The following is a 6,804-nucleotide window of genomic DNA, read 5'->3' on the forward strand; positions in this document are numbered from 1 at the left end:
CCTGTGGGTGACTTGCGTTGGCTCTTGCGTTGGCTCACGCGTGTGCGCGGCGCGGAGAACCAATGGGCGACTTGTCAATGTGATAGCACATGCGCTAGCAACTTCTGGGATCACCACATGGTTCCGTTCGCGCCATCATCGCAACACCGGAAGCGCTAGTCGGTTTGCTTGGCGCACATCCCGAGATCGCCTCCGAAATATCGCTCGTAGTGTGCGACGAGGGGCACCTCCTCGCCGACGACTCGCGCGGCGTAAGTCTCGAACTCCTGTTAGCGGGCTGCGCGCCCGAGAATCTGCACCTCGAATCGTGTTTGTGTCAGCCATCGTTCCCAACGTTGAGGAAATCAACGCCTGGCTCGGCGGCAACGACGACACCGTGGTGCGCAGTACGTACAGGCCCGCGATCGCCGAGTACGCCGTGCTGCGGCCAACCGGCAAGGGAAAAGGCCGGACCGTAGGTCTCGAGTTCCAGGAACCTACGACTTCAGTTCCGGCACACACGCTTCCAGGTTTCCTAGCCGCGACGGATTTTGAGTTCATAAACCCGTCCACGCCGAACCAATACCTACGACTACAGCTCAAAGACACAAGCGATCGCTACGGCGCGCAAAGCACTCGCTATGGGTACAGTGGCTGTCTTCGCAGCGACCAAGACCGGCAAACAAGGCGTCATCGGGCTTGCAGAAGAACTTCTGAAGCAGATCGCCAGCCAAGTGCCGCTCCCGAATCCCCTTGAAGCCATTGAGGATTCCGAAAACCTCGCCGACGCAGTCGAGTACTTCGCTCAGGAATTCGGCTCAGACTGGACAGGAACTCGAGCCCTTCAGGCCGGGGTCGTCGTCCACCACGGGACCTCCCCAAGAGACCCGAGAGGTGCTTGAAGAGCTGCTGGCGGAAGGGTATTCCGCAATGGTGCTCTGCACCAGCACCCTGGCGGAAGGCGTCAATCTTCCCATCCGCACCCTAGTCCTCTATTCAGTAACCCGCGGATCCGCGTCCGGAGAATCTACTCCGATGCTCGCGCGCGACATCAAAAACCTCGTGGGCCGCGCAGGACGTGCCGGAAGCTCAACAAGAGGCCTGGTCATTTGCGCTAACGATGGCCAATGGATACACATCCAACCTGTAGCACGGAACGCGCCGGGCGAGCCGGTCGCCGGAGCCCTCATCGAGCTGCTACGGCAGTTGCAGTCCGCGCTAGCCAGACAGGCCGGTGACTTGAATAATGAAGCGTTAGAAGGAACTCCCGAACTGCTCTCTCTGGTTGACGGAATCGACTCCGCACTAATCGAGCTAATCCACGAAGAAATCGGCGACGAAGAGTTCGCCGCCATCGCCACAACACTTGCGGCACAAACCTTCGCCGCACAACAGGCAGACCCGCTGCAGAGGGACCTGCTCAGACGTGTGTTCCAGGCGCGGGCATCCCGACTATTGGGAATGCGAGCCTCGGGGCGACTCGCGTGGATCCAGGAGACCGGGGCGAGACCGCGTTTGGTCGATTCAGTCATCGCAGATCTGTATCCGAGGTACGCGGGCTGGCTGACGGTCGGTTCGCCGCTGGATGACGGGCTGCTTGATGCGACGCTGAACTGGGCCTTTGAGCAAACAGGTTTTGAAGACATCGTCACTTCCGCGTTTGGCCAGGCAGACATTGCCGAACCCCATGACGTTCTTCGGTCCATTATCGCCGCGTGGCTGGAAGGTCGCCGCTATGTTGAGATTGCCGAGAGCTCTGCGCTCACGGTGGACCAACTACTGCGTATCCACACCCGAGTTGTGTTGTTTGACTTCGTCACATTAGTCGAACAAGCGCTCGCAGTCCTTCAGTATCACCTCGCCCAGCAGGGTGAGGTGATGTCGCCGACAGCTGCAGCGTTCGCTGATCATCTTCGGTATGGGGTGCCCACCCAAACTGCGCGAGATCTGATGGCGAGAGGATTGCGCCATCGCGTAGCGGCTGTCGCGTTAGGAGCAGAGTCCGCGTTCACGTCCAACGCCAACATCTTCGTCACGCCTGAATCGATCGCGCGAGAACTTCTTCAAGACACCGATTTGTGGTCGTCACGTCTCGGGACACTTGTTTACCAAAGAACCGTCTATGACGTGCGAACAGACCGGCCGGCGACCTAAGGTTTCACCATGTCGGCCTAGACTCCGCCGTCGAAGTCACACGTCAGGGGTCGTGACGCACGTCGGACGCGGCGTGCACAACAGGGGCGTCTATCGAAAATCGGCCCCTGACGCAGGCGGGCCGGGGATGCCTGTCCACTTCCGGACCCGCCCTCCCGGGATTACACCCCGTACGATGTCAAGTTCTAGACTGCGCGTAGTCGACGATTCCAATCCACAAGCGAGGCAAGGTGCTTGGCATTCACGCCGAGCTTCTTCGCGACGGCGGCGACACCGCCGTTCACATCGACCAGGCGGCCGAACAGGCTGCCCGCAACCGGTTCGATCTCTCCGGGCTCGCGCGCCACTTCGACATCTGGATCTGCAGCGCTCGGTACCGTGAGTCGTCGATGTAGTCCAGTTCGTGAGCGCGATAGATGATCGCGGCAGCGGACATGCCCCACGACCCCTTTAGGCTGATGAAGTGCCTTAATGTGGGCTTGTCAACCATGGCTGCGTCGAAGTCGTCGCGCGGGAACAGCAGGGTACCCGCGAATCGGTTGGCTTCGCTCTCTGTGGTGTCGTGGCGCCGGCTGTGGAACATCAGGTGTCCGCACTCGTGGCCTACAGTGATCCTGAATCGGTCGCCGGTGACGAACGGGTCCGTGCCAATGACCGGGATACCGTTCACCCATGACGACAGTCCGTCGAGGCCGGGGAGATGGGGTATCGGCACTAGACAGACGCCCGCGCGCTCGACGGCCGCGGTGAGGTTACGTATGGGACCGTTATCCTCTTGGCCGAGCAAGGCGCGGAATTCGCCGCTCAATTCATCGATTTCGTTGAGGTCCGACGTGCTGGGGACGCGCTGTAGCAGCACGCGGGGGGCGTTCGGCGTGACATCGAGCAGTTCTCCAAACACTTCACCGGCGAGACGGAGAAGCTCTTTGGCGCGTTTCTTCGCGGCGACGGCGGTGGAGGCGCGGGCGCGGTGGATGGGCTCCGACATGTCTGGCAGGGTGAGGCGGCGTGGGTCGTATCCGATAGCGGTCAGATCGCCGTTGAATGGGCGTCGCCCGCTTTCAATCGCCGAGACCATCGGCACCGACAGGCCGACCAGGCCGGCCAGGTCGGCTTGGTTGAGCCCCTCAATGTCTCGAAATGCTCGCAGCCGGTTCACTGCGGTTCGCCACCCGCTTCGATATCGGGGTTGCCCAGGTCGTCGAACGCGTCGATCTGACCTTGGTCGAACTTTCTGGAGGCGGCCGGGAGATCTTCGAATCGCCAAAAGCTGATCGCATGCATTTCGCCGCTGGGGATGAGGCGCTTCGACTTGTTGGTGTGGGTCGTGGCGGACTGCCACAGCGACAGTCCTGGCTTGTCGAACCGGTAGATCAACAGACCGACGTCGACCTTTGGCTTGATGTCGAACAGAGTCCATTCGGTGTGCGACTTCTCGATCGACACGGCCGACATACTGCGCAGCAAGAAGGTCTTCTTGATTTCGTTGTCGGTCACCTGGACCCGCCAAACTCGACGTACTCCTTGTGGAGTTCGTAGCGCTCGGAGTCGCCGATCTGGGCCTGCACCACAGACCGTAGATGGTGTGCCTTGGCGAGCATCGTGGGCGGAATGTCCCACTCGGACTTGAACTTCCGGCTGTAATCGGCGGTAGCGAGGTACCCCGACATCATGATGTGGGCGAATTCATCGAGGTCAGAAGCCTGCATGGCCGAAATGCTACATTCGATGTAGAAATTTTACAAGGAATGTAGCAATCCGGACTCCTCGGCGTGTCGCCATCCGGTCCGAATTTCGGAGTCTAGGGGCGGAGTCGATAACCTGCGGTCAGCTCCGGACGTTCGGACAAGAGTGTCTCAAGACGGCTGTCGGGCCAGAGTTCGATGAAGGGCATCTTGCCGTCGCGATTGTGCTTCTCAGCGACCGCCACAGCGTCAGTGGTGAATCGTCCGCTCGTGGCAAGGATTAGCGCTCTGATCGCAGGAGGTTCCCATAGAGAGAGGGTGCTCAATGTGTTTGTGATATCGGTCGGGCTGACCGACTTGGTGCTCAGTGCTTTGCCTGGACGATGACTCGTTCAATTCGGGTCGTTCCGCCGTCATCCTTTATCACACGTTCTGCAGACAGGTCACGTCCTCGGTCCGGCGCACGCGTTTTCATCAGCCATTCAACATTCTGATAGTTCGGAAACGAGCGCAACAAGTCGTACAGGAGGCGCTCGAATCCGTCGTCATCAAGAGAATCCCACGTCAATCCAACACTCACTCCGCCGGCGGGCCTCGAGGACGCCGCTTCGCCTAGATCTACGTCGGGGACGGGCAGCGGGTCTGATTCCGACAAGTGGGCCGCTTCAATGTCTGCGCGAACGGACGGCCAGTCCATTTCGAGGATGTCGTGCCAGTCGTGGCCCTCGCCGAAGTGAATGTGCCGGTGAAGGTCGTTCCAACGTCCTTTGCGCTCGGTTGTGTCCCCAAGGAGTCGCTCGATCTCGCTGATAGAGTCCGTGATCGCCGGGATTCTGGGGTCGTTGAGTCGTCCCGTCGAATCGTGCGGTATCGATTCGGCGATCCGCGGGAGCGTCTCATTGATGGTTGATGTCAAGTCCATCAGGCGTTCATGTACGGCTTTGCGTCTTGATTGAGCCAACCGGAACCGATACTCGTCGAGTTGATTACCCGGTTCTTCCAGCCGGTTCAAGAGTGCGAAGGGGGACTCCCCAATATCGGCGTAGTCAATGAAGTCCTGGCCAACAGAATCCACGTCGGAAGCTCTACGCTGACCGTCCAGCCGTGGATCGGCGGCAATCCCGTGCGGAGCGCAGTCCAGGTCCTCCGCAGATCCTCGTATTCCCGGCTCGACCCTCGACTCGGGCCTGAGGGGATCATTGGCTGGGCTCTCTTCCAGACCTGATCGAGTTTGACGAGATTCGCTGCGGCGCGGTCCATCACCTGCAGTAGCTCGTCAAGCGTCACACCTTTGATCGTGTCATCCTCACGGTTTCTGGAAACGTCCGGCCTTCTGGTCGCGACGGGTCCTGGTTACGCTGATCGCGCGAAATCGGAGGTCAGGAGCTACGCGGGCAGTTTTCCTAGATGCCCACGGCGCGTCTACCAGTACTGAGACGGACCGATTATGCAGGAATCGAATATCCAGGGTCACAGTAAACTACTGCGTATTGCTCTGCAGGACAACATATTTCGGCCGATCCCCTATAGGCTGGTGGCTCCTCGCGAACGGGTGGCGTGACGTATGAGTGCCCTCGGTGAGAGCGGTGATTAGCCTAAAATACAGGCGACATATAGTCGCGTCGATCACATGTTCGGGCTTGCGGATCGGCGTTGCTAGTTGCGACGACCGGATTGGCGTGCACCGTTGGCTCAACCAGGGACCCCAGAGGTCGAACTGCGCCTAGAGCAGCGGCAAGCTCTGGCCGCATCCTGGATGCGACGTCTGCTGGGCGAGGCTGGCTTCGACGTATCACAGGCGAGTATGTCGCCCGAGCACCCGTTCATAATCGGTCCGCAAAACGGTCTGCATGTCACGGTTGCGCCAGTGGATTCGCCGCCGTGGATCGACGCGAAGTCGAGCGATCAAGAATGTCAGGCCGAGGTTGACGCAATAGTCGAGCGGAGCGCCGAGTTGTCCTTCGGCGCCCTGACGGACGAGGACGACTTCGGCGGTGTCATCTGGTATACGTGCACGCTTGCTGATGAAGAACCGAACCTGGCAGAAGCAATGTTCTTCTCCCGAATGCAGCAGATGCTGTACACGCCAGCTCGGGTCGTTGGCTGGCTACGTCTGAGGCGCCGGCGTACTGCTCAATTTCCGCGAGGATGACTCAAACCTTCCTGAAGAGCGCCGGCGGGCGGGACCGTGTTATTCCACCCGAGGGTGTTCATCGATGTCTACATTGCGGTGCCCGGACCAGCTGACGGACCCCTGACCGCGCCTATTGCACGCCAATTCGCCGAGGTGGTCGCCGCGATCTGCACATTTGCACTCGGCCGACCAATTAATCTGCCGCCAATGATAATGCCGCTCCTCGAGATTCACGGTGTGACTGTCGACGAGCTGGACGGACGCCGGAAAGACACCCAGCTCCTGACCTTGGCCCGGCAAGGCATCGCGCTCGACGCGATCTTCGACCTCCCAGTCGCAGACAAGGACAGCTGGCTGCGTATTCGTGGCGCGTTACTTAGCTATGACGCGGCGCTGCGTCAGCAACGCGAGCAAGTCGCCATCATTCTGTTCGTCGCCGCCGCCGAGTGCCTCACGAATCCCTTTCAGCCCTGGAAGAAGGATCGCCTCACGACGAGATTCGTCAAATTCTTCGGTGAGCTGATGCCGGACCATCTCGACCAGATGGTCCAACATGGCAATTTCGAGCAGGCCCTTTGGTGTGTCACTCGCGGGTCGAAGTCGGCGAAGACGTTGCGGCGCATCCTCCTGGATTGTACGACTTTCGATCTGAACCCGTCCACGAAGGTCTTGCGATGGCATACGAGGGCTTCGCACACTCGGCCGTGACGGGCCAGCGGCGGATGCTGGCGGCGTGGTTCGCGGAGTATGCGATTCTCTACTACCTCGAGGCGCCTCGGACGAGTCTGATAGGCCACCCTGTCACCAGTGCCGAACCCGCCCACCGACTAAAGGGCGGTGTCGGCGCCGGGG

8 protein-coding genes are annotated in these 6,804 nt (G+C 60.1%); 4 read left to right on the plus strand and 4 right to left on the minus strand.

All coding sequences use genetic code 11. From position 1 onward, the window contains the following. The first annotated feature begins 629 nt into the window (after positions 1–629). Both G6N25_RS23425 and G6N25_RS23430 read left to right on the plus strand, forming a co-directional pair. Positions 630–881, plus strand: coding sequence for a hypothetical protein (locus G6N25_RS23425; RefSeq protein ID WP_163672324.1), 252 nt, complete (start codon positions 630–632; stop codon positions 879–881). Further along, complete coding sequence (locus G6N25_RS23430; RefSeq protein WP_163672553.1) at positions 874–2,133, plus strand: helicase C-terminal domain-containing protein; 1,260 nt, start codon at positions 874–876, stop codon at positions 2,131–2,133. Before G6N25_RS23425 ends, G6N25_RS23430 begins: the two co-directional genes overlap by 8 nt. A 280-nt stretch (positions 2,134–2,413) precedes the next feature. On the opposite strand, the gene G6N25_RS23435 is transcribed toward G6N25_RS23430, so the two are convergent. From G6N25_RS23435 to G6N25_RS23655, 4 genes are all read right to left on the minus strand, one after another. Then, positions 2,414–3,292 carry an XRE family transcriptional regulator gene (locus G6N25_RS23435; protein WP_232065897.1) on the minus strand — a complete coding sequence of 293 codons (879 nt, stop codon included), beginning with the start codon at positions 3,290–3,292 and terminating at the stop codon, positions 2,414–2,416. Then, positions 3,289–3,630 (minus strand): hypothetical protein, encoded by a 342-nt coding sequence (locus G6N25_RS23440; protein WP_163672556.1) that lies wholly within the window; start codon positions 3,628–3,630, stop codon positions 3,289–3,291. Before G6N25_RS23440 ends, G6N25_RS23435 begins: the two co-directional genes overlap by 4 nt. Then, positions 3,627–3,842, minus strand: coding sequence for a hypothetical protein (locus G6N25_RS23445; RefSeq protein WP_163672558.1), 216 nt, complete (start codon positions 3,840–3,842; stop codon positions 3,627–3,629). The genes G6N25_RS23440 and G6N25_RS23445 overlap by 4 nt, the downstream gene beginning before the upstream one ends. A 340-nt stretch (positions 3,843–4,182) precedes the next feature. Further along, positions 4,183–4,893, minus strand: a complete 711-nt coding sequence (locus G6N25_RS23655) for a hypothetical protein (protein ID WP_197745690.1) — start codon at positions 4,891–4,893, stop codon at positions 4,183–4,185. 681 nt (positions 4,894–5,574) lie between these two features. Here G6N25_RS23655 and G6N25_RS23455 point away from each other — a divergent pair. Next, the gene (locus G6N25_RS23455) at positions 5,575–5,970 is read left to right on the plus strand and encodes a hypothetical protein (RefSeq protein WP_163672560.1); all 396 of its coding nucleotides are present in this window, start codon (positions 5,575–5,577) and stop codon (positions 5,968–5,970) included. A 54-nt stretch (positions 5,971–6,024) separates the two neighbouring features. After that, the gene (locus tag G6N25_RS23460) at positions 6,025–6,660 is read left to right on the plus strand and encodes a hypothetical protein (protein WP_163672562.1); all 636 of its coding nucleotides are present in this window, start codon (positions 6,025–6,027) and stop codon (positions 6,658–6,660) included. Positions 6,661–6,804 lie beyond the last annotated feature (144 nt).

The organism is Mycobacterium heidelbergense (genome assembly GCF_010730745.1).
GTDB lineage: Bacteria > Actinomycetota > Actinomycetes > Mycobacteriales > Mycobacteriaceae > Mycobacterium > Mycobacterium heidelbergense.